The sequence below is a fragment of the Acinetobacter sp. YH01004 genome, assembly GCF_013420455.1.
Taxonomy (GTDB): domain Bacteria; phylum Pseudomonadota; class Gammaproteobacteria; order Pseudomonadales; family Moraxellaceae; genus Acinetobacter; species Acinetobacter towneri.
Map to the genome: position 1 here is coordinate 41,456 of NZ_VOXZ01000014.1, position 25,014 is coordinate 66,469.

General features: G+C 41.8%; 23 protein-coding genes. 8 read left to right on the forward strand and 15 right to left on the reverse strand.

The window, feature by feature from the left end; all coding sequences use genetic code 11:
- Window positions 1-28: 28 nt before the first annotated feature.
- Window positions 29-823 carry a thermostable hemolysin gene (locus FTT71_RS10230; RefSeq protein WP_180044265.1) on the reverse strand — a complete coding sequence of 265 codons (795 nt, stop codon included), beginning with the start codon at window positions 821-823 and terminating at the stop codon, window positions 29-31.
- Window positions 824-1,043: 220 nt separating this feature from the next.
- A complete protein-coding gene (locus tag FTT71_RS10235) occupies window positions 1,044-1,541 on the reverse strand; it encodes a thioesterase family protein (protein WP_096902274.1) in 498 nt (165 codons plus the stop codon).
- A 120-nt stretch (window positions 1,542-1,661) separates the two neighbouring features.
- On the opposite strand from FTT71_RS10235, the gene hemB reads away from it, so the two are divergent.
- A complete protein-coding gene (gene hemB / locus FTT71_RS10240; protein WP_004975342.1) occupies window positions 1,662-2,675 on the forward strand; it encodes a porphobilinogen synthase in 1,014 nt (337 codons plus the stop codon).
- A gap of 13 nt (window positions 2,676-2,688) precedes the next feature.
- Window positions 2,689-3,807 carry a glycine oxidase ThiO gene (gene thiO, locus FTT71_RS10245; protein WP_180160927.1) on the forward strand — a complete coding sequence of 373 codons (1,119 nt, stop codon included), beginning with the start codon at window positions 2,689-2,691 and terminating at the stop codon, window positions 3,805-3,807.
- A 32-nt stretch (window positions 3,808-3,839) separates the two neighbouring features.
- Here thiO and FTT71_RS10250 read toward each other — a convergent pair whose 3' ends face one another.
- Window positions 3,840-4,745 carry a TIGR01777 family oxidoreductase gene (locus FTT71_RS10250; RefSeq protein ID WP_180061203.1) on the reverse strand — a complete coding sequence of 302 codons (906 nt, stop codon included), beginning with the start codon at window positions 4,743-4,745 and terminating at the stop codon, window positions 3,840-3,842.
- Between the two features lie 136 nt (window positions 4,746-4,881).
- Window positions 4,882-5,328: an ABZJ_00895 family protein gene (locus FTT71_RS10255; RefSeq protein WP_004975337.1), complete on the reverse strand. Its 447-nt coding sequence runs from the start codon at window positions 5,326-5,328 to the stop codon at window positions 4,882-4,884.
- A gap of 481 nt (window positions 5,329-5,809) precedes the next feature.
- On the opposite strand from FTT71_RS10255, the gene FTT71_RS10260 reads away from it, so the two are divergent.
- The 3 genes from FTT71_RS10260 (at window position 5,810) to FTT71_RS10270 (ending at window position 11,096) form a co-directional block, all read left to right on the forward strand.
- The gene (locus tag FTT71_RS10260; protein ID WP_154320420.1) at window positions 5,810-7,060 is read left to right on the forward strand and encodes an exonuclease SbcCD subunit D C-terminal domain-containing protein; all 1,251 of its coding nucleotides are present in this window, start codon (window positions 5,810-5,812) and stop codon (window positions 7,058-7,060) included.
- A gap of 9 nt (window positions 7,061-7,069) precedes the next feature.
- Window positions 7,070-10,681, forward strand: coding sequence for an AAA family ATPase (locus FTT71_RS10265; protein WP_180044260.1), 3,612 nt, complete (start codon window positions 7,070-7,072; stop codon window positions 10,679-10,681).
- A 139-nt stretch (window positions 10,682-10,820) separates the two neighbouring features.
- Entirely contained in the window at window positions 10,821-11,096 is a 276-nt protein-coding gene (locus FTT71_RS10270; protein ID WP_004975329.1) for a hypothetical protein, read from the forward strand.
- 360 nt (window positions 11,097-11,456) lie between these two features.
- Here FTT71_RS10270 and FTT71_RS10275 read toward each other — a convergent pair whose 3' ends face one another.
- Window positions 11,457-12,146 carry a YggS family pyridoxal phosphate-dependent enzyme gene (locus FTT71_RS10275; RefSeq protein ID WP_180044258.1) on the reverse strand — a complete coding sequence of 230 codons (690 nt, stop codon included), beginning with the start codon at window positions 12,144-12,146 and terminating at the stop codon, window positions 11,457-11,459.
- A 124-nt stretch (window positions 12,147-12,270) separates the two neighbouring features.
- On the opposite strand from FTT71_RS10275, the gene FTT71_RS10280 reads away from it, so the two are divergent.
- Both FTT71_RS10280 and FTT71_RS10285 read left to right on the forward strand, forming a co-directional pair.
- On the forward strand, window positions 12,271-13,308 hold the full coding sequence (locus FTT71_RS10280) for a type IV pilus twitching motility protein PilT (RefSeq protein ID WP_004975327.1): 1,038 nt from the start codon (window positions 12,271-12,273) through the stop codon (window positions 13,306-13,308).
- Between the two features lie 21 nt (window positions 13,309-13,329).
- The gene (locus FTT71_RS10285; RefSeq protein ID WP_104852406.1) at window positions 13,330-14,448 is read left to right on the forward strand and encodes a PilT/PilU family type 4a pilus ATPase; all 1,119 of its coding nucleotides are present in this window, start codon (window positions 13,330-13,332) and stop codon (window positions 14,446-14,448) included.
- Window positions 14,449-14,520: 72 nt separating this feature from the next.
- Here the strand turns inward: FTT71_RS10285 and fur are convergent, their stop codons facing one another.
- Window positions 14,521-14,958 carry a ferric iron uptake transcriptional regulator gene (gene fur, locus FTT71_RS10290; RefSeq protein WP_004975325.1) on the reverse strand — a complete coding sequence of 146 codons (438 nt, stop codon included), beginning with the start codon at window positions 14,956-14,958 and terminating at the stop codon, window positions 14,521-14,523.
- Between the two features lie 118 nt (window positions 14,959-15,076).
- On the opposite strand from fur, the gene FTT71_RS10295 reads away from it, so the two are divergent.
- The gene (locus FTT71_RS10295; protein ID WP_004975323.1) at window positions 15,077-15,475 is read left to right on the forward strand and encodes an outer membrane protein assembly factor BamE; all 399 of its coding nucleotides are present in this window, start codon (window positions 15,077-15,079) and stop codon (window positions 15,473-15,475) included.
- 56 nt (window positions 15,476-15,531) lie between these two features.
- Here the strand turns inward: FTT71_RS10295 and FTT71_RS10300 are convergent, their stop codons facing one another.
- From FTT71_RS10300 to FTT71_RS10340, 9 genes are all read right to left on the reverse strand, one after another.
- Window positions 15,532-15,852, reverse strand: a complete 321-nt coding sequence (locus tag FTT71_RS10300; protein ID WP_180160928.1) for an RnfH family protein — start codon at window positions 15,850-15,852, stop codon at window positions 15,532-15,534.
- Window positions 15,849-16,934: a hypothetical protein gene (locus tag FTT71_RS10305; RefSeq protein ID WP_096902264.1), complete on the reverse strand. Its 1,086-nt coding sequence runs from the start codon at window positions 16,932-16,934 to the stop codon at window positions 15,849-15,851. The genes FTT71_RS10300 and FTT71_RS10305 overlap by 4 nt, the downstream gene beginning before the upstream one ends.
- A 147-nt stretch (window positions 16,935-17,081) precedes the next feature.
- Entirely contained in the window at window positions 17,082-17,537 is a 456-nt protein-coding gene (locus tag FTT71_RS10310) for a bacteriohemerythrin (RefSeq protein WP_004975314.1), read from the reverse strand.
- A gap of 263 nt (window positions 17,538-17,800) precedes the next feature.
- Window positions 17,801-18,649 (reverse strand): class II glutamine amidotransferase, encoded by an 849-nt coding sequence (locus tag FTT71_RS10315; protein WP_004975313.1) that lies wholly within the window; start codon window positions 18,647-18,649, stop codon window positions 17,801-17,803.
- A 149-nt stretch (window positions 18,650-18,798) separates the two neighbouring features.
- The gene (locus FTT71_RS10320) at window positions 18,799-19,599 is read right to left on the reverse strand and encodes a GNAT family N-acetyltransferase (protein WP_026438333.1); all 801 of its coding nucleotides are present in this window, start codon (window positions 19,597-19,599) and stop codon (window positions 18,799-18,801) included.
- Between the two features lie 209 nt (window positions 19,600-19,808).
- The gene (gene argB, locus FTT71_RS10325; protein WP_004975310.1) at window positions 19,809-20,714 is read right to left on the reverse strand and encodes an acetylglutamate kinase; all 906 of its coding nucleotides are present in this window, start codon (window positions 20,712-20,714) and stop codon (window positions 19,809-19,811) included.
- Between the two features lie 10 nt (window positions 20,715-20,724).
- Window positions 20,725-22,167 (reverse strand): phosphomannomutase/phosphoglucomutase, encoded by a 1,443-nt coding sequence (locus FTT71_RS10330; RefSeq protein ID WP_004975308.1) that lies wholly within the window; start codon window positions 22,165-22,167, stop codon window positions 20,725-20,727.
- A 219-nt stretch (window positions 22,168-22,386) separates the two neighbouring features.
- Window positions 22,387-22,839, reverse strand: a complete 453-nt coding sequence (dut, locus tag FTT71_RS10335; protein WP_004975307.1) for a dUTP diphosphatase — start codon at window positions 22,837-22,839, stop codon at window positions 22,387-22,389.
- 97 nt (window positions 22,840-22,936) lie between these two features.
- On the reverse strand, window positions 22,937-24,976 hold the full coding sequence (locus FTT71_RS10340; RefSeq protein WP_179991299.1) for a UvrD-helicase domain-containing protein: 2,040 nt from the start codon (window positions 24,974-24,976) through the stop codon (window positions 22,937-22,939).
- Window positions 24,977-25,014 lie beyond the last annotated feature (38 nt).

Below are 25,014 nucleotides of genomic sequence, written 5' to 3' on the forward strand. Positions count from 1 at the left end.
CTTTCAATTTCCGCCTTTCTGCATGACCTTAGGCATAAAAACAATATTGCTGTTGCGTGACCGCCAACGCTGCTGCAACGTCAATCGCCAGTACATAAGGCTTCTGTTGGTAATAACTGCCCCATTGATGCTGTGCATCGCCCAAGGCTTCGGGGTTGGCTTTTTCTAGTACCTGAAAATGCAAACCCATTTGCTGTAACACATAGCGCACTGCTGCTGTTCCTGTGCAAACTGCCCACGACACATTGTTCTGCGATAAGTGAAAGACCAAAAAAGCCACCATCAATTTGGCTTTGCTCATGTCTTGCGCTGCCAAGTTGCCAATTTCAACAATCTGCGCGCGCGTTACAGGCACTTGGCTCAATTGGGTTAAAATGGTTTCAATGGGTGCACCTAAATACTGTTCCAAAAAGGCTTGGTTTGCGCCCAATGGTTGCATGCCAATCACCACTTGCATGTCGTGGTTTACATAGCCTGCAAACAAGGTATCTGAAAAAGTATTTATGGATGCCTGATGGACTTTTTGGTATTTATCTCGAATAAAATGCTCTAATGCCAAGCGTTGTTCGCTAGCATCTCGGGTCACAGTTGTCACATTTAAATGTTGTGCTGTTGTGTGTGCTTGAATCACCGAGGCATAGCTGTGTAATACATCTAAATGTGGCTGTTCTAGGTTCAACTGTTTTGGGTTCGTTTGTGGTTTATACGGCTGCGCTACAGATGCATACCCGCTGAATTGTTTTTTATTTTTTTGCTGATGAAAATTCGCATCCAGAAAATGCGTTTGACTGGATGATTGAGCATCAAAATTAAATTTGATCATGTGCATCACATTGGATAGAAAATAACTCAATGCTCAAGATAGAAATCTAAACTTAAAGAAAACTTAAGTCGCTACAAACTGTCACAATTCATAAAGTTGTTTATGCACACAAAAAAGGAGCTGATCACTCAACTCCTTATATGTCTAAAACAATAAACTAATCAAAATAAACAGTCATCCAATTAGGCAAAACACAATTGTTCGCGCCCTACCTTAGATTTTAATAGGCATAAGACGCAATTGCCGTTGCAATTGGTTTATCTTCATCATTGACCATCGTCATGCGCATGGTGCAGCCTTTACGCCCTAAACGTAAAGTTTCCGCACGGGCAATAAAATACTTACCGCGTCCCGGTGCTAAGTAATCCACCCGCATATCTACGGTAGCCAAACGGGTGACTTTTTTTATGGTATCGGGCAAGTCGTCAGGTTCAGTTCTTTTATATAACTCACCCATCGCCACAATACCGCCCACACTGTCCAAAATGGTTGCAGCAACACCACCATGTAAAATTTGGAAAGCCACGTTGCCCACCATATACGGTTGCATCTCAATATAGGCTTCAATTTGACCATCGACCACACGCATGCTCATGCCATTGTGTTGAAAAAATGGCGATCCATTAAATGCATTGACCAATTGTCTTAGCACGACATCAATATCGACTTTCGCGCCTAAATGTATATTCCCAGTCCAATTTTTCTCTGCATTACTCATAACGTGCCCAAAAGTCCAAACAACTCAATTTACCAACAATAAAAACAGCCAATGTATGCCCAAATGAAATTTAAGGGGCTACAATAGTCGTCTAGTTTAATACTGATCAGTGAGATTTTTATGACCTATACGTTCAATCGTCCTGCATTTCCTGCCACTCGTATGCGTCGTATCCGTAAAAATGATCAATTACGCGCCATGGTTCGCGAAACTCACTTAACCACAGATCACTTGATTTATCCTGTATTTGTTTTACCGGGACAAAATCAAACCCAAGATATTCCAAGCATGCCCAATATTCAGCGTTTATCGGCAGACTTATTACTCAAAAAAGCCGAGCGTTTAATGCAGCTGGGTGTGTCTAAACTGGCATTGTTTCCAGTCACGCCACAAGAAGATAAAAGCCTGACCGCAGAAGCAGCATGGCGTGAAGATGGCTTGGTGCAAAACACACTACGCCTGCTGAAAAAAGAATTGCCAGAGATGGTACTTATTACCGATGGCGCACTCGACCCGTACACCACTCATGGTCAAGATGGCATTATTGATGACACAGGCTATGTCCTGAATGATGAAACGGTTGAATGTCTAATTAAACAGGCTTTAAGTCATGCCGAAGCGGGTGCAGATGTGGTTGCGCCAAGTGACATGATGGATGGCCGTATTGGTGCGATTCGTCAGGCGTTGGAAAGCAACGGGCATATCTATACCTCTATCATGGCTTATTCAGCCAAATATGCCTCTAGCTTTTACGGTCCTTTCCGTGATGCAGTCGGTTCTGCCAGCAACCTAAAAGGCGGCAACAAATACAATTATCAAATGGATATTGGCAACCGTGCCGAAGCCTTGCATGAAATTGCACTGGATATTCAAGAAGGTGCAGACATGGTGATTGTAAAACCAGGCATGCCTTATTTAGACATTGTACGTGAAGTGAAAGATAACTTTGGTGTGCCAACCTTTGTCTATCAAGTGAGTGGTGAATACGCCATGCTTGCTGCCGCGATTCAAAATGGCTGGTTGTCGGACAGTGTGATTATTGAATCGCTAATGAGTTGCCGCCGTGCAGGTGCAGATGGTATTTGGACATATTTTGCCGAAGAAGCAGCACTCAAACTTAAAGATATGGCATAAACAGGCGACTTTCATGCACATCGCAATCATTGGTGCAGGCATCAGCGGTTTGTTGTCTGCACTCGAACTGGTAGAGCAGGGCTGCTCTATCAGTATTTTTGATCAACAACAAGCAGCACAAGCGGCATCATGGGCAGGTGGTGGAATTCTTTCTCCCATGTATCCGTGGCGTTATCCTCAAGCGGTCAATGACTTAGCCCAATTTGCCAAACCGCAGTACCAAGCATGGAATGAAAAACTCAAACCTATTACAGGCATTGATTTTGAAATCCATGAAACAGGCATGTTGATTTTTGATGAAGATGATTTTGAGATTGGTTTAAATTATGCCGAACGTCATCATGAACCGATGCAGCAAGCTGAATATCTGAATCGGGAACAACTCGAACAAATTAACCCGCATATCCATCCCAAATTTAAACAAGCCCTGTATTTCTCACAACTTGCCAATGTGCGCAATCCGCGTTTATTACAATCGCTCACGCAATATTTGAAACAACATCCGCGCGTGCGATTTTTTGAACACTGCCCAATTCAGAAATTTCAGATCACTGAAGATCGTATTCAAGCCATTCAATCTGCCGATGGTCGCTTGCATCGTGCAGATCATATCGTGCTTGCGACAGGTGCATGGTCACAGCACTGGGCGGCACAACTGGGTTTAGAGATTCCTGTACAGCCTGTACAAGGGCAAATTGTGTTATTTAAAACCCCTGCACAATGGTTGCCAAGCATGTGCATGAACAAGGTGATGTACTTGATTCCACGTCAAGATGGGCATGTGCTATGCGGTTCCAGTATGCGTCACGTTGGTTTTGACACCACACCAAACCCGCAAACCCAACAAGATATTTTAACGGCTTGTTTTGAAATGGTGCCTGAATTGGCACAGTTCCCCATTGTGAAACAATGGGCTGGTTTACGTCCAGGCTCGCCTACAGGTGTGCCGTATATCGGCAAAGTGCCAAGCCTAAATAATGTATGGATGAATTTCGGACACTTCCGTAATGGCTTATGTATGGGCACTGCTTCAGCGCAGTTATTAAGACAGCTCATGCTTGGGCAAGAAACGATTGTTGATCCTGCCGCTTATGATCCAAAGCAGTTACAGCCCACCTCAATCTGTGCATAACACTCAGCAGCATCCTCTGTTTAAGTAGAGGATCATGCACCCAGACAAGCCGCTAGCGCCTGTTCAAGTTTTGGATATTGAAAGCAATAGCCTGCTTGTTCTAACGCTTGTGGTTTAACATATTGCCCATTCAGCACCAATTGCGATTGCTCGCCCAATAACCAACGCAAGACAAAAGCAGGTAACACCAAAAATGGACGACGTTTTAAAAGCCGAGCTGCGGTTTCGGCAAAGTCTTGCTGACTGGTTTTTTCAGGTGCAACCACATTCAAAATTTTGGCGTCTACAGGTTGCGTCATTAACCAGTGAATGGCCTGTAAAACATCTTGTATATGCACCCATGCAACAGGCTGCCGTCCATGCCCAATCCGCCCGACGGCATTTAAACGAATTGGTAATAACATTTGCGGTAAAATGCCACCACCGCGCCCAAACACCACGCCCAAGCGCATAATTTTAGTATTTTGCTGGCTGAAGCTTAACGCAGCCTGTTCCCATTGCTGGCACAACTGCGACATAAAAATATCTTGTGCTGCACTGTGTTCGGTACATACTGCTGACCATTGTTCCTGCGGGTCAATTCCGTAATACCCCACTGCCGAGCCTGAAATAATACACTTGGGGAAAATACGGCGCTTTTCAAGATATTGATATAAGTGCAGTGTGGTCTGAACTCGACTATCAAGCAATTTTTGTTTGCGTGCTGCTGTCCATCTGCCCTGCCCAATACTTTCTCCCGCCAAATTAATCACATAATCAATTTGGTCGGTGTCGAGTTCATCTAACTGCTGAATCCAGCGTAATTGTGGATGTTTGGATACTCGATTGGGCTGTCGGGTTAGCCCCACCACCCGATAATCCTGTTGCAATAAAAACGGCAACAATTGTGAACCAATAAAACCACTTGCCCCTGTTACCAGTACCAAAGGTTTATGCATCTTCCAATCTCAGCATGATGAAAAATATAGTTTTAGCTATACGTGATTTAGACTGAATGTTCAAGTCTAAGCAAATCATCATCACATAACTGATCATGTATATTTGAAGAAAATCAGATATTAACAACTTCTTTTATCAGCCAAACATTTTAACTGCCATACGCTGTGCCTGTTTACCATAAAACCAATAGGTCAGCAGATACAATGGAATTGCGATCAACAAGAACATGATCACCACCACACTCATAAATTGTGGCTGTTGCAAATACTGTAAAAAATCTTGCCAAATGCTTGGGTTTTGGCGAGAAAATATCGCCAAACCTAATAATAAAAACGCCAAGTTATAGCCCCAAAAAATCAGGCTAAATCCTAAAGTAAATGTCTTGCGTTCCTTGTCATTCGGCGCACGGCGTTGTTGTTTTAAAAACTTATACAGCACTAAAATCATGGCAACCAAATAAGGCACCGCAGTTAAAATCCCGCCTACACCCGCAGGTAATAATGCAGCCAATACGCCACAAATACAGGTCATCACAAAGCAATACAAGAAAAACCAGATAAAATAACGGCTTAGCGATACCATAAAGATGACTCAGACAAAAGATTCAGCCTAGTATAAAAAAAATTGATTTTTTTTTCATGAAATTGTCAACCGAATACAAAAGCCTGACGTTATATAGGCTACAAGGTCACAACAACCGTTAATGTGTATGGCATCCACAATATTTTCGGTGACCTGACTAAAGCAATAAATCGCATACAGTCATGCTTTGAACATCAGCCAAAGCTTTACTGTATCGCAAGTTTTTCTTTGACCGACGATTTCATCATCACTCGAATCGTCGGTCTTTATTTTTTAAGGTCTTTTTTTAGCCTTTCTAACATCAGTATTTTAACTCTCTATATTTTTCTATACAGATCACGACAGATTTTACTTTCCCTTCTCTTTAAAATCTCTGCGACCTAAATTGTCGCTTTAAAAGCAGAAAACTGGTTTTTTGCCGCAGTGTTGCGCTCAGTTATGTTAAGTTATCCCATAATTCAACATCAAGATTGGAACACGCATGGCTGTTCATTTTTTACATACGTCTGATTGGCATTTGGGGCAATTTTTCCATCACCATGAACGTGAATATGAACATACTGAATTTTTAAATTGGCTCTTAACTCAAATTAAAAGCAAACAGCCGAATGCCCTGCTCATAGCAGGCGATATTTTTGATGTGGTCAATCCTGCTTCGAGCGCTCAGAAACAACTCTATCAATTCCTTACCGATGCGCATGTGCTTGCTCCACACATGCAAACCTTAATGATTGCAGGCAATCATGACTCTGGGTATCGCATTGAGCAAGTTGAACCCTTTTTAGACCGCTTCAACGCCAAAGCTGTGGGCGTGATTGGTAAAACAGCCGAGCAAAAATTAGATTTAGATAAACTCCTAGTGCCTATTTATGACGCTGCGCAAAATATTGTGGCATGGTGTCTGACCCTGCCCTATTTACGCAGTGCAGAAATTACAGGTTTAAATGAACATAGCAGTGACAATCAATCTGCGGTTGCTTACTTACATCAACAACTGATTGCAGAAGCCAAAGCCCGTAAACAACCCGATCAAGCCCTGATTTTAATGTCACATGCACACATGCAAGGTGGCGAAACTTCCGACTCAGAACGCCCAATTGTAGTGGGGAATGAAGAAGCCTTATCGACTGCGCTGTTTGATGAGGTGATTGACTATGTCGCACTCGGACACTTACACAAACCGCAACAGGTCGGACAGCCACACATTCGCTATAGCGGCTCACCCATCCCTTTATCATTTAGCGAGCTGAATTATAAACACCAAGTCCTTGAAGTTAGGATTGATCCATTACAGGCTGATGCACAGCGTTTCCAATATGAAAGCTTGCTTATTCCACGTACGGTAGAGCTGCTTCGGATTCGCTGTGAACTTTCTGAATTAATCACCGAACTGAATAAATTGCCAAAAGATGAAATTGCAGAAGTTTGCGCACGGCATTTTTTAGAAATTGAATATATCAGCGATGCCCCGCCACCCATTGATTTACGCCAACAAATTGAACAAGCACTGCCTGCCAACCGCTATCGTTTACTGCGCATTGCACGACGCTTTCAAAACTGTGAAAACTCGAACGTGCAACAATCAAAAATTGATTTAGAGCCGCCTACGCCTGAAAAATTATTTTTAGATTTATGGGAAAAAATGGGCTATCAACCTGACCCAGAAGTGAGCCAAGATTTTTTACAGCTTTTGGCCGAAGCCCAACAAGAACTTGATCAGAATAAAGCTTAAGGATTTGCCATGAAAATTTTACGTTTAAGTTTAAATAATTTGGCATCTTTGGCAGGCACGCATGTCATCAATTTTGAAGATGAGCCACTGGCACAGGCAGGTTTAATTGCAATTACGGGCAAAACTGGTGCAGGCAAATCGACTTTGCTGGATGCCATGTGTTTGGCACTTTATGACGAAATTCCACGTTTGAGAGGTGCTACAGGCAGTCTGACCGATACCGCAGGCAAAGAAATTTCCTTAAAAGACTCTAAACATATTTTACGTCGTGGTACGACTTCTGGCTTTGCAGAACTTGAATTTATCGCGCTCGATCAAAAACGCTATTCGGCACGTTGGCAAATTCGCCGTGCACATAACAAAGTGGATGGAAACTTAAAAGTTGAACGTGCCATTACCTGCCTAGATGAGCAACGGGTTTTAAATCAAAGAATTTCTGAAGCTACGCCAATTGTAGAGCAGTTGATTGGCCTTAGTTTTGAGCAATTCACACGCGCAGTATTATTGGCACAATCGGAAGTTGGGGCATTTTTAAAAGCCAAAGACCATGAACGGGCAGATTTACTTGAATATTTAACCAATTCGCAAATTTTTACCGAAGTCAGCAAACGTGCAGCCGTTAAATTTAGTGAAATTAAACAAAAGCGAACAGATCTTGAAAATGTCATGGGGCATGTGGTGCTCCTCAGCGATGAAGCACTAAAAGACTTAGAAACCCAACAACATGACCTAAGTCAACAATTAGCTTTGCTGACCCAAACCGAAAAACTGTATGAAAATGATGTGAAATGGCACAAAGATTGCCATGAACTCTATGCCAGCACCCAAGCTAAAAAAGAAATATATGATGTTCAAGTCGATGCCGATCTTAAACTCGCCTCTCAAAAACAATTGCTCAAACATTTAGATGAATTTCAAACCATCCGCGAGCAATTTGTCTTGCGTCAGCAAGCAGATACCGAGCTAAAAAATCTGAATCAGCAGCTTTTGAAATTTGAACCAAACTTGCAACAAGCGGAATACGCACAACAGCAAGCGATTAGTCAGCAACAGCAAGCGGAAAAAGACCTTCAGGCATGGCAGCAGCATGTTGAACAATTGAAACCACAACTTGAAATTGCGGCACAGTTACAACATGAAATTTCTAGCAAACTTCAACAATATACCGCTTTGGATGCTGCACAAAAATTATTTGCAGAGCAGCAAATTCAGCCTGTGCAAAATAATTTGAAGCAACTGACGACTCAACTTGCAACCGAGCAACAACAACAGCAACATTTACAACAGCAATTCAAACAGACTGCGGCATGGGCAAATTTTGATGATAATTTAGCCCTTACGTTGCAACGTCTGCAAGATTATTTGCAGCTTGAACAGCAACTACGTCAGCAAAACCCTACGCTGTTCCAATCTGCATTAGATACTTTAATTGAGCAACAACAACATACACAGCAACAACTGTTGGTTTGGGAAAAACAATATCAACATCCTGAACAACTTGAGCAGCAACTCACGGCAGAGCAACAGCAATTACAACATGCTTTAAAGAGTGTGCATGTTTTAGAGCGCTTGCAACAGGCACTTGAACAATGGCAACAACAGACCACCCTATTTGAGCAGTTACAACAGCGTCAGCAAGAAACTTTAAGTCTGCAACAGCAGACACAGACTCAAATTCAAACCCAACAGCAGCAAGTGCAAATTACTGAACAAGCCTTGCAACAATTACAGCAGATCTTTGAACAGCAGCGTTTATTGCAGCATCAAAGTGTGCAGGATTTACGTGCCCAATTAAAACCGAATGAAGCCTGTATGGTCTGCGGCAGCCATGAACATCCGTTTATTCAGCATGAAAATTTACTCAGTGACGCTTTAAACCAATTGCAGGATCAGCAATTGCAGCAGGCCAAAACTGAATTTGAGCATGCGCAAAAACAGCTACAACAATTGGAGCGTGCTCGCAGTCAATACGATGCAACTTATCATCAACAACAACAACGCAGTCTTGAACTGCAACAGCAACTTGAACAACAACAGACATTGGTGCAACAGCTTGCAACATCCTTATCTTTAGATTTGGATGCAGCGCTGCCTGTTGCAAAGCAAATTGAACACGTACAGCAACATTGGGCAACAACACATCAATCCACTCAACACTTGCAGCAGAGTATTCAACAAGCAAACGATACCCTGAAACAATGGCGCAATGCTGCACAGCAGGCAGAACAACTCAAATATGCTATTCAACAACGCCAAGACCTCGCTCAGCGTTTACAGCCTATTTTGTCGCTTTTAGATGCAGAACAAAGACACGCTTGGCTCAATCAACCGATTGAATACTATCAAAATGCCTTACAACAGTTAGAGCAACGTCATCACTTGCAGCAGCAGCAAGTTCAACTGAGCAAAACGATTGAACAACTGACTCAACAACAGCAGCAAGTGCAAGAAAAGTTGCTATTTTTACAACAGCAACATGCAGAGAAAACCCTACAACTGCAGCAGATTAAAACTGCAGGAAGTGAGCTGCGTGATCAAATTAAGCAGCTTACAAGAACTCATGCGGGATGTGAATATCAGACCTATCAAGAATGGCAGCAGGCTTTAGATCAGCAACAACAGCAACTCAATCTTGCACTTAGCACACAACGAACTGTACTTAATCAAGCAGAACAGGTGTTAAAAGACTTACAACTGCAAAAACATGGTTTGGATAGTAGAATTCAACAGCGCATGCAGCAACACACTGAATGTCAGCAACACATTGCAACGTGGCAAGCGACACACACGCATTTTCAAGCCAGCATCATTGATAAATGTTTACAGATTTCTTATGCCGAACATCAGCAAATACGCAACATGCTGCAGCAACAACAAAACAGTTTGGAGAGTGCTAAAACGGCTTGGCAAACATTGGAAGAGCAATATCAAAAACACTTAAAGCAACAGCCACAACTGAGTTTTGACGAGGTCACCACGCAACTGGCAGCGCTGCAAACAGACAAAGCCAAACAACAGCAAAACTATAATGAGATTGAGGCACAGCTACGCCTGAATAGCACCAATCAAGGGATTTTTGCTACCTATCAAACTCAAATTGAAAATATCAAAGCTGAAGAATATCGTTGGGGACGTATTTACGATTTAATTGGGCATAAAGAAGGGACAAAATTTAAGAAAATTGCCCAAGAACATCACTTGGATATTTTGGTGGAATACGCCAATCAGCAATTGCTACCACTGAGTTCGCGTTATCAATTGCATCGTATTCCAGACAGTTTGGGGTTAGCGATTATTGATTTAGACATGAACAGTGAAATTCGCCCTGTTCTGTCTTTATCGGGTGGCGAAACCTTTTTGGTTTCTTTAGCTTTGGCACTGGCAATTGCCAATATGGCATCTGGCTCAATGAAACTGGAATCGCTATTTATTGATGAAGGCTTTGGCACTCTCGACCCGACTTCCTTGCACATGGTGATGAATGCCTTAGACCATCTGCAAAGTCAGGGACGTAAAGTGGTGCTGATTTCGCATATTCAGGAAATGCACGAACGAATTCCTGTGCAAATTCAAGTCAAACCAGTGGGTGCAGGGGCAAGTGAAATCAATGTGGTGGGTTAAAGCCAATACTGCCTAAAATCTGAAGATTATTTGTCGATTGAAGAATTATTGAGATGACTGTGAGATTTCAGATTTTAGGCTTCCATGAAGTTGTATTGAATTTATTTTAAAATCACACACACTTTAAGTACTTAATTTTATGGATATAAAAACGATTATTCTCTTTGCTGTATTGCCCAGTTTAAGTATTATTTTTCTCACATGGTTAATACGTTTCCCTAAACCTTGGGTTTTTAAAGCGGTTTTAATTTTTGAAATCATTCTCACCGTCTGCACTTTAGTCATTGAGTTGGATGCAAGAAAAACACCTGGAAATAGCGGTTGGACCATCATTTTCACAGGCTTCTTTCAGTTCTGTTTTTTGCTATTTTTACTGATTGCCCGTATTCGAATCTGGATAGAAAATAAATCTTGAATGTCTACTTCACCTATTTACTGGACGGGAGTGGCGCTTTCTAAAAATAGTGAAGGTTATTAAAAATAATCTACACAAGCCAAAACTTTGACAGCTTTACAGCATACATAACTAAAAAAGCCTCGACATCCTGTCGAGGCTTTCTAGATTCAGTTTTTGGTATAACTCCTGTCGTACCAAGCACTTCCGTGTTGTTCTATTTCTTATTCTTCTTATTTAGGAAACTCCCTGATTCCCGATAAGTTCATATTAAGAAAATCCAACCTTCAGCACTAGCCGCAAAATTCCGCATTTCATGTCAGCCAAAACGTACAAGATAATGTTTGCAAAATCTTGGCAGATTCTTTGTTCATCTAGCAATTAAGCCTTGGAATAGTCACGTGCGCCAAACAATGCTGTACCAATCCGTACCATAGTTGAACCTGCTGCAATTGCGGCATTTAAATCGCCCGACATCCCCATACTCAAAGTATCCCAATCTTCAGGTTGTGCATGTTGTGCTTTCACTGCATCAAACAATTGTTTGGCATCTTGAAAAGCTTGAGGATGATCAGGTGCAGGAATCACCATCAAACCGCGTAGTTTTAAATGCGGTAATTGGCTGATCTGTCGGACTAATTCTGCAACTTCGCTCGGCTGACAACCATCCTTCGTGTCTTGCGCATCAATATTTACTTGTAAACAAATATTCAGGGACACTTGTTGAGCATCGCGCTGATTCGATAAACGCTCGGCAATAATCAAACGATCTACCCCATGCACCCATGCAAATTTTTCTGCCAAATGTTTGGTTTTATTGCGCTGCACATGCCCAATAAAGTGCCATTCAATTTCTAAATCACTCAGGGCCTGCATTTTATCCAAAGCTTCTTGCAAATAATTTTCGCCAAAAGCGCGCTGCCCTGTCACATACATTTCACGCAAGGCTTCACTCGGATGAGTCTTAGATACTGCCAACAATTGCACCGTATTTGGCTCGCGCTGTGCCAACTGGCATGCCTGTTGAATTTGTTGCAAAACCTGAGTGCGCATAAGCTGCAGATTATTCATTGATGCATTTCTCATTTCATTCATCTTTTTTTACCTTGTCCAGCAACTAACAGTTGGTTAAGCTGATGGAAAGCCGTATTATTCTATCAAAATAATTAAGATTTAATTGATCTCGGGGACTTTCATGGATATTACAGAATTATTGGCGTTCTCCGCTAAAAACGGCGCTTCGGATTTACACTTATCTGCGGGCATGCCACCACTGATTCGTGTGGATGGTGAAATTCGTCGAATTAACTTACCAGCATTAGAACATAAAGAAGTACACAAATTAGTGTACGACATTATGAATGATAAACAACGTCGTGATTATGAAGAAAATCTAGAAACGGACTTTTCTTTTGAAGTCCCAGGCGTGGCTCGTTTCCGTGTGAACGCATTTAACCAAAACCGTGGTGCAGGTGCAGTATTCCGTACCATTCCTTCTAAAGTTTTGACCCTTGAAGATTTAGGCATGGGACAAATCTTTAAAGATATTTGTGAATATCCACGTGGTTTGGTATTGGTGACAGGCCCAACAGGTTCAGGTAAATCAACCACACTTGCCGCGATGATTGACTTTATTAATGACAATCGCTACGACCATATTCTGACCGTCGAAGACCCAATCGAATTTGTACACCAATCTAAAAAATGTTTGGTTAACCAACGAGAAGTACACCGTGATACGCATGGCTTTAACGAAGCATTACGTTCGGCACTGCGTGAAGACCCTGACATTATTCTAGTTGGTGAGATGCGTGACTTAGAAACCATTCGTTTGGCACTGACTGCTGCTGAAACGGGTCACTTGGTATTTGGTACGCTACACACCACCTCTGCAGCAAAAACCATTGACCGTGTGATTGACGTATTCCCTGCCGAAGAAAAAGACATGGTACGTGCCATGTTGTCTGAATCTTTACAAGCCGTCATTTCACAATCCCTGCTCAAGAAAAATGGTGGTGGTCGTGTAGCTGCGCATGAAATCATGATTGGTATTCCTGCAGTGCGTAACCTGATTCGTGAAAACAAAGTAGCTCAAATGTACTCGGCAATTCAGACTGGTGCCAACTACGGTATGACCACCCTTGACCAGAGTTTGAAAAACTTGGTATCGCGCGGTGTGATTAGCCCACAAACGGCTCGTACGGTTGCAAAACAGCCTGAATCATTCTTATAAGTTTAAAATTCGAGATACGCGATGGACTTTAATGATTTACTGAATTTAATGATTCAGCAAAAAGCGTCTGACTTGTTTATTACAGCCGATGTTGAACCTTCCATGAAAATTCATGGACAAATTGTGCCTGTAGCCAAAAGTAAACTTACAGGTGAAATTGTCGGTCAGCTGCTTAACTCAATTATGAGTGAAAAACAGCGCAAGGAATTTGCCGAAACCCGTGAATGTAACTTTGCGATTACCAACCGTGAAAAAACAGCACGTTTCCGTGTCAGCGCATTCCAACAACGTGATGAGCCGGGCATGGTACTCCGTCGGATTGAAACCAAAATCCCGACCATGGATGACTTGAAACTGCCACCTATTCTCAAAGATTTGGCGATGACCAAACGTGGCATCATCATTTTTGTAGGTGCGACTGGTACAGGTAAATCGACTTCTTTGGCGTCTATTATTGGTTACCGCAACCAAAACTCCAAAGGTCATATCATTACCATTGAAGACCCGATTGAATTTGTGCATGAACATGCGGGCTGTATTATTACCCAACGTGAAGTCGGGATTGATACCGACTCCTTTGAAATCGCATTAAAAAATACCTTGCGTCAAGCGCCTGATGTAATTCTGATTGGTGAGATTCGTTCCCGCGAAACCATGGATTATGCAATTGCCTTTGCCGAAACAGGTCACTTGGTATTTGCCACCCTACACGCCAACAACGCTAACCAAGCAATTGACCGTATTATTCACTTCTTTGAAGCAGACCGTCATAACCAGTTGTTCATGGATTTGTCGCTAAACCTGAAAGCAATTGTGGCACAGCAGTTAATTCCAACCATTGATGGCAACTCACGTCGTGCTGCGATTGAAATTTTAATTAACTCACCACTGATTGCAGATTTAATCCGTAAAGGTGATGTGCACGAAATTAAAGACCTGATGAAGCGTTCACGTGAGTTGGGTATGCAAACCTTTGACCAAGCGTTATACGATCTTTATAAAGCCAAACAAATTAGCTACAAAGATGCACTTAAACACGCCGACTCGCCAAACGATTTGCGTCTACAAATCAAACTTGCAGAAGAAGGTGGCGAGCGCTTGTTACATGCAACTTCGAATATTACCTTCGATGGGCAATAACATCACAACAACGCTTAAACACAAACAAAATAGGCTTCCATACGGAAGCCTATTTTTTATGCTTACAGCAAATTATTTCTTGCGTAAGGCTTCACGACATTCTGGCGCATCACAATAACCATATAAATTCAGCGAGTGCCCTGTGAGCTCAAAACCAAATTTTTCAGCTACATCATGCTGTTCTTTTTCAATGGTATCGTTAATAAATTCAACCACTTTGCTACAGTTCAAGCAAACCAAGTGGTCGTGGTGATCTTCCTGCATAATTTCAAACACAGAATGATTGTTCTCAAAATTATGACGCTCAATAATGCCTGCAGCTTCAAACTGTGTTAACACACGATACACAGTTGCTAAACCCACATCTTCACCCTGATCGAGTAAAGTTTTGTAGATATCTTCTGCACTTAAATGATGTTGTTTTGAATTTTCTAATAATTCTAAGATTTTAATTCGTGGAAGGGTAACTTTAAGTCCAGCTTTGCGTAATTCTTGATTTGAAATAGGCATGAAAAAAGGTCTCTCAACAAAATTAAAGTTGGAATATGCAACAAAGTTAAGATGCAGTATGATCTAACACTGGATCAAGATCAAATGCATCATAATTAATTTGGGATAGTGTAGCAAAATGCAAAAAATCATGTTGACGTTATTGGTCACTTCACTGCTCGCAGGCTGTTCGACCTTGGGCGTTTATAAAGTCGATATTCCACAGGGTACACCTTTAACCCAAGCTCAAGCGTCTAAAGTCCAAGTCGGTATGAGTCATCAACAAGTCCGCTTTTTGCTGGGCAGTCCTACCATCGCCGACCCGATGAATCCATTACGTTGGGACTACATTTACAACTATATCCCAGGAACTTATGCTAAAAAAGCCAAGATCCCTGCCGCGCATGGTCAGCATTTGAAAATCTTTTTCAATCAAAATGGTATTGTAGAAAAAGTTGAAGGATTGGAAACGATTCCAGAATCTCAACCAGGCCTACCAGGATCGAAAGAAGCGATTCTCAACGCGCCACCACTATAGCCGCTTTAGAATAAAAAGAAACCCCTCACTGAAATTCATCTGAGGGGTTTTTAAAATCATTGCAATTGTTTCAAGCGATTGCTTTTGGCATAACGCCCTACAGGGTTCTTTGCGGCACGTTTACGACGAATATCTTTCGGGTTAATGGTCAAAGCACGATAAATCTCAACCCTATCACCTGCTTGTAATACATGCTGCGGCTCAACCCGTACACCAAAAATACCCAGCATCAACGGTTCAGGTAAAGTCGTTGCTGTCACAAGTCCACTCTGCTGAATTGCATCCAGTACAGTCATGCCCTGCTGAAATGCGACAGCCACATGCCATTGTTGTTCGGGTGTGGCATACGCCACCCAAACCTGCTCCATTTGACTCATGCGATCCACTGTCCAATTAACGCCACCATCGCCACTACGATAGATACAGGTAACACCACACGTACCGCAATACGCCAAATGTTATAAAAGGCTTCACTGCTAAAGTTCATGGCTTTACGCAAATGGCTGATTTTCATAATCCAGCCTGCAAAAATTGCGTAAATCAAACAAATAACTAAGCCCCAAAGCAATAAGGCAAAATTAAATACAGGACCAATGGCAGGAATTGCCCAAACCAAAGTTGCTGCAATCAATACAATCCACTGAATCGCAACCGCCATTTGACGTTGTGCCAATTGTTCACGTGCCAATTGCAATAGAACCGCTGCTGCTGCAACAGTTGCCACCACCAAAGCCAACGCTGGAATTTGTGCTTGCACGGCAAAGAATGCAAAAGCAACGACTGCCAATAGCTGTGCAATCCAAATTGGCAATACCGTTGAGGTTGCTGCAGATTGTTGCTGTACTTGCGGCAAACTGGTTTGCCAGTACAAGCCCATGCCTAAACCACTGGCCACCAAAGCCAAAACGGTTGCACTGCCCCATTCACTAAACTCGATTGAGGTGACTTGCCATGCAGGAAGTTCTGAACCCATCACCATTGCTAAAACCAAAGCCGCCACAATAGCAACAGCAGTACACAACAATAAAATTTGACGCGGAACTAATGACAATGCCAGTGCTAAAACAGCCACAATCACAAATAAGACATGACTAGCCAAGTCTGCAGCGGCATATTGATTTAAAATTTGCGCAGCATTAGACAACAAACCGCCTGCTAAAAATGGAATGAACACCACTGCAAGCCAGCCCACCAAACGCCATTTTTGAGAAGCATCGGCATCACGGGTTAAACTTGAAAGTGCTTGTAATGCTGTCGTTTTTGAGCGTTTGGCTAAGGCAATTTCCAAATAAGTAATCGGTAATGCCAAAATCAGCATGGTTGCTAACCACAACAACCAAAAGTCGAGCTGGCGCTCAACCTGAATACCTGTCATTGGTGCGAGTGTGGCAATAATAATGAATGATAAACCAAATGCCATCAGCGGCGATAACCATCGTGACATAGCATTGTCCTGCATGACGCTGTCCTAATAAAAATCTACGGCTATTTTGCCTTTGTCATCAAGGAAAAGCAAAACCTCAAAAAAGAAAAAAGCAAACTATCGTTAGACAGTTTGCTGCGCAAATTTATAATTTTTATTCTTTCATTTTTTATGGCTTCAGACTTATGAGAAGAAACGAGCGAACCAACCTTTACCTTTCTTCTTCTCATTTTCCTTAATAATGCCCATCATATTCTCTTTCACAGCACCAACATAATCGGCGTCATCGTGTTGAATATGATTAATTAACCATTTTGATAAGACTTCATGCAATTCGCCTTCAATGGATTGTCCCATTTCATAACGATCGCGATAAGACTCAATTTTTTTAATGAATAAATCATGCACACGTTTATGTGGTACGCGGTATTTATAACCCGCTTCTTCTTGTAATGATTCTTCAAACGTAAAATGCGACTGGGTGTAATCAATAATATTATCTAAAATCTGCTTTACACGTGCTCGATCTGTACCATCGCTAATTTCAACAATTTCATTAATATAATCGAGGATACGTTTATGCTGATCGTCAATCACATCGATACCAGTATTGTATTCTGGAACCCATTTCATCTTCATACGACCACCTTACAGAAATAAATGATTAATCACATTGCGGAATGGTAGCCGTATTTCCCATAAATAAAAATGAAGCGAATTGGTAGGGATTGGTTTAAATCGCACAAAAACAACACAAGACATTGATTTAAATAAATTTTAACAAAAATACCCGACTAAAAGAATCAATTATTAATTAACCAATTTATACATTTTCATTCTTGATTTAATTGAATTATACAATAATAAAATGAATATTTTTCAACCACACATACCCGTATAAATTAGTATTGATCCGCTTTGGTGATCCGTCTTAATTCAGGATTTAAACGCTCACGTTCCAAACGCGCAATATGTGTCATTTGGGTTTTAATTGGGCGTCCATGTTGAAATAAAATCATTTCACCTGGCTGAAATGCTGTCCATGTTTCATTTTGAGTCAAGGGTTCAGTGGTAATCACTGCCACACAATCCTCTGCTGTGGTGACTTGGCTAAAATCAACCTCAACATCTAAATCAATTAATTGTGCAGGCTGAAATGGATAAGCACGCACCAACCAATGTAATTTGGTCACCGCATAACTAAATAATGCCTGACCATTGGACAAACAAAAATTAAAAGTGCCATGTTCTGCAATTTTAGGAGAAATTTCGGCTAACAAGTCAAAAATTTGCGTCAGGCTCGGTTCATCATAACCAAAATGATTTACCAATTGATCTAACAAATAACAAAATGCACGTTCACTGTCGGTATTGCCCACAGGGGTAAAACGACCTGATAAACGTGGATGAAAGTCATGTAAATCACCATTATGGGCAAAAATCCACTGGCGTCCCCACAACTCACGACTAAACGGATGTGAATTTTCTAAATTAATTTTGCCTTGTGTCGCTTTACGAATATGGGCAATCACATTACGCGATTTGATGGGATAGTTACGGATCAATTCTGCAATGGGTGACTCCACTGCAGACTGGTTATCGACAAATAAACGGCAAGCTTTATCTTCAAAAAAAGCAATGCCAAAGCCATCAGAATGATCTGAGGTGATTCCTGCGCGCTGCGAAAATCCCCGAAATGAAAAGGTAATATCGGTAGGTGTCGCACAATTCATTCCAAGCAACTGACACATAAGGCCTTATCTTTATACAAATAATGAAATTATCTGATTATTGTGCATCAGCCATGTGGATAATTCAAATCTGAAAAATATAAATAGATTTCTACAGTACCACTTCATAGATATGCAGTGCTGTAGAAATCTCTGCTTAATTATTCTAGTTAAGATGCTTTCACTTTCTTTTGGCGAATAAAATGTTTCGCCATTTGTTTCACATCTAACAAAACAAAATAATCTAGACAGTTAAACTCACGGTCATAAAATGCTTGCTCAGACAGCTTAGCATTCATTTTCAGATAAACATCAAACAGTTTAGGTATTCGTTCATCTTGGCTAAAGCTATGACTTGGACAACTTGGCTCAAACGGCTGCTGTGACTGAATATCGCAGCGTTGATTTTCTGCCAATTGTTGAATCGCTTGATGGGTATGATACGCGCGTGCTTCATTACCTTCCAAACGAATACTGACACAGCCAATCATGTGTTTGGCACGCATTTCCCATAACACTTTAGGCACTAAATTCAGCCATAAAATAGAGAGTGTTTTGCCTGAACGATAACGTGGATGCACACAAGTACGCCCCATTTCGACAATATTCGAGAGATGCCCTAACTCATCTATAATTTTAAACTCGTGCGCACTATAACTGTTGGCTAGCTCATGCCCTTGCCAAAGTTTTAAACGAGTATAAGCAACAATTTCACCCGTAGATTTATCTCTGAGTACGGCGTGTTCACAGCCAAAATCGTACAAGTCCTGATCTAAACCCGATTCAAATTCAATGCCAAATTGCTTGGAAAATTGCTGTGCACGAAAGCGCTGTACTTCTTGTAGTTGCTTTAAATTTTCAACCCATTCAAACGCATATTGCGTAGCTTTGCTGTTTTTTTTCTGTGCTTTACCCACTTTAACCATAGGAAAGCTAAACTGCTGACGATACTGATTTAATTTTTGTAGCATCATAGATACCTCATGTTTTCTCCTACACTAGGACAGCAGCATGACACTATGATGACCGCGATTTTAGCGACTACAATTTTAAGATTGCAGGATAGGTGCAAAGCAATTTCAAGGATGCTGAATCAACAAAATTTCAGTTTCTTGCCGTAAATTTGACATAAAAAAGAGCTTCAATTGTGAAGCTCTTTTAGGGATCATCTTATAGAGTTTTATTTACGCGTTTGGACACGGTTGGTAATTAATGTTCCCACACCATGATCAGTAAAGATTTCCAATAAAGTAGCATGTGGCACACGACCATCTACAATATGTGCACTGATTACACCGCCTTTAACTGCATCCAATGCACAACCCACTTTTGGAATCATGCCACCGTAAATCACGCCTGTATCAATTAAACGATCTACTTCCTGCGTAGTCAAACCAGTTAACAGGTTTTTATTTTCGTCTAATACACCCGTAATATTGGTCAGCAAAATTAACTTTTCCGCACCCAATGCTTCGGCAACTTTACCTGCGACTAAATCGGCATTAATGTTATAGGTATTGCCTGCATCATCGACACCTAAAGGTGCAATCACTGGAATAAAGTCGCTGCTGGTAAACATTTCCAACACGTCGGTTTTGACACCCACCACTTCACCCACCAAACCAAGGTCAATTTGTTGTACTTCGCCTGTTTCAGTAGTTTTTTGCATCAATAATTTTTGTGCGCGAATCAAGTTACCATCTTTACCCGTCAAACCAATGGCACGACCGCCATGTTGGTTAATCAGATTGACGATAGATTTGTTGACGCTACCACCCAAGACCATTTCTACGACTTCCATAGTCGTAGGATCGGTGACACGCATGCCATCAATACGGTCAGACTCACGTCCCAATTGCTTGAGCATAGAATCCACTTGTGGACCACCGCCATGCACCACAATCGGGTTTAAGCCTACAGTCTTTAACAACACGATATCACGAGCAAAAGAACTTTCCAGCTCAGGATCGGTCATGGCATTGCCGCCATATTTCACAACAAGGGTCTTGCCCGCAAAACGTTGAATATACGGCAAAGCTTCAGTCAAAATTTGCGCTTTGTCGATACCAGTCTGTTGATGTGGCATTCGCCTCTCCTTATTGAGCATCTAAAATGTCTTGGGCGATTTCAGGGTATCGCTCACTTAACATGGAAACAAATGTATCGCGAATATCATTCAGTCGTGATGGATTATCGGCATCAAAACGCACCGTAAAATATTCGCCTGTATTGGATGCTCGAATAATGCCAAATCCATCTTCAAAATCAAGTCTTACACCATCTATTTTACTTAATTCTGCACCACTGCGATGGCTAGAACTTTCAACATCATTTAAAACCGCACTCGGTTCAATATTCCGTGTGCTGATATACGTGTCTTCAGTGCAGCAACGCTCAGGGTATTTCTGCATCAATGCCGAAAGGCTGCTGTAATTACTGTGGCTTAAATATTCCAACACGCGCAGCGCTGCGTAAATACCATCGTCATAGCCAAAACCACGTCCATCATTGAATACATAATGTCCTGCGTATTCGCCACCGAACACAGCCTTGCCTTGCGACTGCGCCAAATAACGCCGCAAGAAGGTACTGCCCGTGCGAATCATCACCGCTTCGCCACCCAAATCACGCACGGTATTGCGCACCATAGTGGAGCATTTTACATCAAACACCACTTGATGCTGAGGATGAGTTTTTAAACACATTTCTGCAAATAAAGACAGCAAACGATCTGCTGAAAGCACATTGGCATGTTCATCCAAGAGGACGACACGATCACCATCGCCATCTAAAGCAATGCCAATGTCCGCCTGATGTTCACGCACCGCAGCTTTTAAATGTTGTAAGTGTTTTTCTTGTGATGGATCGGGTGCATGTTCTGGAAAATGACCATTGGCTTCGCAGCGTAAAGCAATCACCTCACAGCCCATTTTTTGCAAAACCAAAGCAGCGCAATGACCTGCCGAACCATACATCCCATCTAAAACCACTTTAAAAGTGCCCGCCAGTTGAATATCGTTCAACATTGCCTGCTGATATTGCTGACACGCATCTTCAATAAATTCATGTGAAATATTGGTGGCGTGTTGTGAGGCGATGGATGGTGCTGCATCGGTATTTAAATAATATGGCGCTGCATCGTGTGCCACGTGTTGAATCATTTCAGGGGTTGGCGGTTCGCCCTGCACAATCCATTTAATGCCGTTGTCTGATTTTGGATTATGACTGGCCGTAAGCATAATGCCATTGCCTGCCGTGTGTCGTGCCATAAAATACAACATCGGGCTAGAACAACAACCCACCATCGTCACTTGAAATTGATGGGCAAGAAAGACTTGGCGCATAATTTCAGCATAAGCGGGGCTATTTAAACGCGCATCATAACCAATACTAATTTGAGTTTGCTTTTCTTGTTGATATTGTTGCACCAATCCTTGTGCAATGGCGTGTACCAATTTCGCGGTCAGCACAGTTTCTTTGCCACGAATGTCGTAAGCGCGAAAAATATGCTGAGGAAAAAGTGTTTGTGGATTGTTCATAGGCTTACAACTACAAAGATGAGCCAACATAAAGTGAATAAATCTTGGCTCGAGATATTTTGAAAATTCTAATTAGATTTTTTAATAGATGTGCAATGGTCTCATCAGAGCTAGTGATTTACTTGTCATTATTAGTACATCTTTCGTTACTTTTCAAGAATTGTTGGTAAAGTTTCAGATAAAACTTTACCAAACGATATAGGCTGAAACCTAAGTAACTTAGTTTTTGCCCGTATGCCCAAAACCACCTGCACCACGTTCGGTGGCAACAAATTCATCTACTTGTTCAAACTTGGCCTGTACCACAGGAACCAAAACGTATTGCGCTAAACGCTCACCAGGTTCTAAGCTAAATGCTGTTTGGCTACGGTTCCACACCGAAACCATCAATTCACCCTGATAATCTGAATCAATCAAACCCACCAAGTTCCCCAACACGATGCCATGTTTGTGACCCAAGCCTGAACGCGGCAAAATCATGCCTGCAAAACCTGTATCTTGAATATAAATCGCTAAACCTGTTTTGACCAAGACTGTTTGACCCGGCTCAATCACGGTGCTGCTGTCTACACAAGCACGTAAGTCCAAACCTGCCGAACCTGCGGTTGCATAAGTTGGCATTGGCCATTCTGTGCCTAAACGTGAATCTAAGACTTTAACTTGAACTTTCATGAAGTTTATCCTGTTTTTAAATTTTCAATTTTCTTTCGATTTTCGATGTGCCATTTGATGCTGTACTTGCATCAATGCCCTAAGTATTTTCAAAAAATTAGCGCTTGATTAAGGCACGTAAATTTTCCAAATAATGCTGTGCCTGTAATTTCGGATCGACATCACCGGCTAACTTTTTCTTACGTCCGAGCCATTCCAATTCATCTTGTGGTAATTCATCCAAAAAACGACTTGGGGTCATTTGTTTCATTTGCCCGCCCGCTTTGCGCTGCTCTGCCAAAGTAATGGTTAAGCCCTGACGTGCACGAGTAATCCCCACGTACATCAAACGGCGTTCTTCCTCGACAGTATCTGCCACAATTGAGTTTTTATGCGGTAAAAGCTCTTCTTCCAAACCAATCAAATACACGTACGGAAATTCCAAGCCTTTGGACGCATGCAGGGTGAGTAAATTGACTTTATCAGTGTCTTCTTCTTCCTGTTGCTGTTCGAGCATATCGAGCAGCACCATTTTACGAATCACGCTTTCAATATTCTTTTCATCGACATCTTCAGCACGGTTAATCAAACTTTGGATGCTGCTATATAGAACTTCGATATTATCTAGCTTGGTTTTTTCCTGCGCAGGGGTAGCTGCTTGCTCTTTAATGTAGTCGATATAACCTGCTTCGAGCATCATTTGACGGATGATTGGCACAGGTTCATCATCTTCCAATAAGTTACGCGTAAAATTGCTAATAAAATCTGAAAACTCTGCCAACTGCGTCGTGGCTTTTTTCGGAATTGCCATGGTTAGGCGCTGATCACCTGCAGCAGCCAATAATGACAAATGGTTTTCCTGTGCAAACAGCCCTAGTTTTTCCAAAGTCACAGGACCAATCGCGCGTTTAGGCGTGTTAATAATGCGTAAGAATGCGCTGTCATCTTCAGGGTTAATAATCAGACGCAAATAACTCATGATGTCTTTGATTTCAGCACGTGCGAAGAATGACTGCCCCCCCGAAAGCTTGTAAGGAATTTGCATTTGACGTAATTGGGTTTCCAGAATACGTGCCTGAAAGTTCCCTCGGTACAAAATTGCATAATCTTTCCAGCTTTTACCATTCATCAGTTTATGCGTGAGTAAGTCTTTAACCACGCGTTCTGATTCATCATCATCATTGCGGCATGTAATTACCCGAATCACTTCACCATGACCTTTATCTGACCACAGTTTTTTGTCAAAAATATGTGGATTATTGCCAATGACGGTGTTGGCCGCTTTTAAAATGCGACTGGTCGAGCGATAGTTTTGCTCAAGTTTAATCACTTTTAAATTCGGGAAATCATCTTTCAGCAAGGCCATATTTTCAGGCTTCGCACCGCGCCAAGCGTAAATCGATTGGTCGTCGTCACCTACCGCAGTGAACTGCCCCATTACGCCCACAAGTAATTTCACCAAGATATATTGTGCGGTGTTGGTGTCCTGATACTCATCGACCAATAAATAACGAACACGGTTTTGCCACTTGTCACGCACTTCGGCATTTTCTTGCAAAAGTCGTGTCGGCATTACAATTAAATCATCAAAATCTACCGCGTTATAGGCACGTAAATTACGTTCATAAAGTTGATATAAATGTGCAAACTGGATGTCTTCTGGCGTTTCGCAGGTGGTATGCGCCTGCTCTGGTGCAATCAGATCATTTTTCCAGTCTGAAATCATCTTCATGGCTTTGGCAATCAATTCTTTGCTTTCTGCACCCGACAAATTATCGCGGTGCATTAAATCCATCAGAATACGTTTGCAGTCATCGGCATCTAAAATAGAGAAGTTGGCTTTTAACGGCGTGTGTTTTAATTCATGACGTAATAAATTCAGACCAAAGGTGTGGAAAGTCGAAACCGATAATCCTTTAGCTTCTTCACGTGACAACAATTTGGTCACACGCTCTTTCATTTCTCGTGCTGCTTTGTTGGTAAAAGTCATCGCTGTAATACGATGCGCAGGAATCCCGCAATGCTTAACCAAATAGGCAATTTTTCGGGTAATCACCGAAGTTTTGCCTGAACCTGCACCTGCAAGCACTAACAAGGGTCCTTGAGTGTATTTCATCGCTTCAAGTTGCTTGTCGTTTAACTGACTTGCCAGTGTCATAGTATTTCCTCTATTTCGGTTCGAGCTCGATTATAGTC

Excerpts from the sequence above, each read along its gene's own strand:
- FTT71_RS10230 (WP_180044265.1), bottom strand. The coding sequence starts at position 823 with ATGATCAAATTTAATTTTGATGCTCAATCATCCAGTCAAACGCATTTT.
- FTT71_RS10235 (WP_096902274.1), bottom strand. The coding sequence starts at position 1,541 with ATGAGTAATGCAGAGAAAAATTGGACTGGGAATATACATTTAGGCGCG.
- hemB (WP_004975342.1), top strand. The coding sequence starts at position 1,662 with ATGACCTATACGTTCAATCGTCCTGCATTTCCTGCCACTCGTATGCGT.
- thiO (WP_180160927.1), top strand. The coding sequence starts at position 2,689 with ATGCACATCGCAATCATTGGTGCAGGCATCAGCGGTTTGTTGTCTGCA.
- FTT71_RS10250 (WP_180061203.1), bottom strand. The coding sequence starts at position 4,745 with ATGCATAAACCTTTGGTACTGGTAACAGGGGCAAGTGGTTTTATTGGT.
- FTT71_RS10255 (WP_004975337.1), bottom strand. The coding sequence starts at position 5,328 with ATGGTATCGCTAAGCCGTTATTTTATCTGGTTTTTCTTGTATTGCTTT.
- FTT71_RS10260 (WP_154320420.1), top strand. The coding sequence starts at position 5,810 with ATGGCTGTTCATTTTTTACATACGTCTGATTGGCATTTGGGGCAATTT.
- FTT71_RS10265 (WP_180044260.1), top strand. The coding sequence starts at position 7,070 with ATGAAAATTTTACGTTTAAGTTTAAATAATTTGGCATCTTTGGCAGGC.
- FTT71_RS10270 (WP_004975329.1), top strand. The coding sequence starts at position 10,821 with ATGGATATAAAAACGATTATTCTCTTTGCTGTATTGCCCAGTTTAAGT.
- FTT71_RS10275 (WP_180044258.1), bottom strand. The coding sequence starts at position 12,146 with ATGAATAATCTGCAGCTTATGCGCACTCAGGTTTTGCAACAAATTCAA.
- FTT71_RS10280 (WP_004975327.1), top strand. The coding sequence starts at position 12,271 with ATGGATATTACAGAATTATTGGCGTTCTCCGCTAAAAACGGCGCTTCG.
- FTT71_RS10285 (WP_104852406.1), top strand. The coding sequence starts at position 13,330 with ATGGACTTTAATGATTTACTGAATTTAATGATTCAGCAAAAAGCGTCT.
- fur (WP_004975325.1), bottom strand. The coding sequence starts at position 14,958 with ATGCCTATTTCAAATCAAGAATTACGCAAAGCTGGACTTAAAGTTACC.
- FTT71_RS10295 (WP_004975323.1), top strand. The coding sequence starts at position 15,077 with ATGCAAAAAATCATGTTGACGTTATTGGTCACTTCACTGCTCGCAGGC.
- FTT71_RS10300 (WP_180160928.1), bottom strand. The coding sequence starts at position 15,852 with ATGAGTCAAATGGAGCAGGTTTGGGTGGCGTATGCCACACCCGAACAA.
- FTT71_RS10305 (WP_096902264.1), bottom strand. The coding sequence starts at position 16,934 with ATGCAGGACAATGCTATGTCACGATGGTTATCGCCGCTGATGGCATTT.
- FTT71_RS10310 (WP_004975314.1), bottom strand. The coding sequence starts at position 17,537 with ATGAAGATGAAATGGGTTCCAGAATACAATACTGGTATCGATGTGATT.
- FTT71_RS10315 (WP_004975313.1), bottom strand. The coding sequence starts at position 18,649 with ATGTGTCAGTTGCTTGGAATGAATTGTGCGACACCTACCGATATTACC.
- FTT71_RS10320 (WP_026438333.1), bottom strand. The coding sequence starts at position 19,599 with ATGCTACAAAAATTAAATCAGTATCGTCAGCAGTTTAGCTTTCCTATG.
- argB (WP_004975310.1), bottom strand. The coding sequence starts at position 20,714 with ATGCCACATCAACAGACTGGTATCGACAAAGCGCAAATTTTGACTGAA.
- FTT71_RS10330 (WP_004975308.1), bottom strand. The coding sequence starts at position 22,167 with ATGAACAATCCACAAACACTTTTTCCTCAGCATATTTTTCGCGCTTAC.
- dut (WP_004975307.1), bottom strand. The coding sequence starts at position 22,839 with ATGAAAGTTCAAGTTAAAGTCTTAGATTCACGTTTAGGCACAGAATGG.
- FTT71_RS10340 (WP_179991299.1), bottom strand. The coding sequence starts at position 24,976 with ATGACACTGGCAAGTCAGTTAAACGACAAGCAACTTGAAGCGATGAAA.